General features: G+C 35.4%; 3 protein-coding genes. 1 reads left to right on the top strand and 2 read right to left on the bottom strand.

Annotated features, from left to right (window positions below; genetic code table 11):
- Positions 1–65: 65 nt before the first annotated feature.
- Positions 66–485, top strand: a complete 420-nt coding sequence (locus ACY3FQ_RS16425; RefSeq protein ID WP_001180106.1) for an SMI1/KNR4 family protein — start codon at positions 66–68, stop codon at positions 483–485.
- A gap of 79 nt (positions 486–564) precedes the next feature.
- Here ACY3FQ_RS16425 and ACY3FQ_RS16420 read toward each other — a convergent pair whose 3' ends face one another.
- Positions 565–846, bottom strand: a complete 282-nt coding sequence (locus tag ACY3FQ_RS16420) for an addiction module antidote protein (RefSeq protein ID WP_000985609.1) — start codon at positions 844–846, stop codon at positions 565–567.
- Positions 847–1149 carry a type II toxin-antitoxin system RelE/ParE family toxin gene (locus tag ACY3FQ_RS16415; protein ID WP_000286964.1) on the bottom strand — a complete coding sequence of 101 codons (303 nt, stop codon included), beginning with the start codon at positions 1147–1149 and terminating at the stop codon, positions 847–849.
- Positions 1150–1245 lie beyond the last annotated feature (96 nt).

Raw genomic sequence — 1245 nt, 5'->3', positions numbered from 1 at the left:
GTTTCGCATAACAGCCATTATGTTAAATTGTAGTAAGAACTTTAATGCGATAGAGCAGAATGTATATGCAAAATAAGCTTGATAACATTATTCAAGAATTAAAAGAACTATCTGGGAATAGTCGTCTAAACATAGAACTACCTGATGATATTTTCATATCTGCTTATGAACGAAAAATAGGTTTTATTTTTCCAAAAGATTATAAAAAAGTTTTGAAAGAGATTAGCAATATCTTTTATGGAACAATTGAATTAGCGTCTCTTACAGATGAGAAAGAATGCTATCGAGGGCTATCTCAGATATTAAATGATGCTAGGGAGCAAGGTCTGCCAGAAGATTGGCTACCTATTTGTGAAGATAATGGTAGTTATTATTGCCTATCTCCTAATCATAAAATTAGATATTGGACAGCAGATGGATATAGCGATGAGCAGTGGGAAGATTTAGCAGATTGGATCAAGCAAGTTTGGATAGATGGAAATTAAGAATTTCTAAAATTAACATAATACACCTTATACGAAATTAAAAAATGGAGCCTAAAGCTCCATTTTTTAATAACTTTTTTTAAATTGCTAAGCGTAAATTCAGTGCTTTTACAACTTTAATCACAGTATCAAAACTAGGGTTAACATCACCAGAAAGTGCTTTATAAAGACTTTCTCGGCCTAAGCCTGTATCTCGTGATAATTGAGCCATTCCTTTAGCTTTTGCAATGTTACCTAAAGCCTTTGCAATGAATGCGGCATCGCCATTAGATTCTTCAATACATGCTTGTAAGTAAGCCTGCATATCATCCTCTGTTTTAAGATGCTCAGCACTGTCCCATTTGCGAAGTTTAATAGCCATTTATAGCTCCTCCTCTAAATCTTGTGCCAATTGCAGGGCAAGTTTTATATCTTTACTTTGCGTAGACTTATCTCCGCCTGCTAAAAGAATAACAACCCTTTGCCCTTGCTTGCAGTAATAAATCCTATAGCCTGGCCCAAAGAAGAAACGTAATTCAGAAACACCTTCACCGACCGGCTCAGTATCTCCAAAGTTTCCATCTTCAACCCGATCAATTCGGACTTGTATGCGTCTTTTTGCCTGCTGGTCTTTTAACTTGGTGAACCAGTCATCAAAGACTTCAGTGGTATATATTGAGTACATAAGTAGAATGTATCCTATAGGATACATTTATGCAAGAAATAAACTTGATATTTGGGGCTCGAAACGGTGAATTTCGTATAACCGCCATTATGTTAA

This window comes from Acinetobacter sp. AB03, from assembly GCF_058107045.1.
Note: the sequence above shows the minus strand (reverse complement) of the source record. Positions and strands in the feature narration are given on the sequence as shown.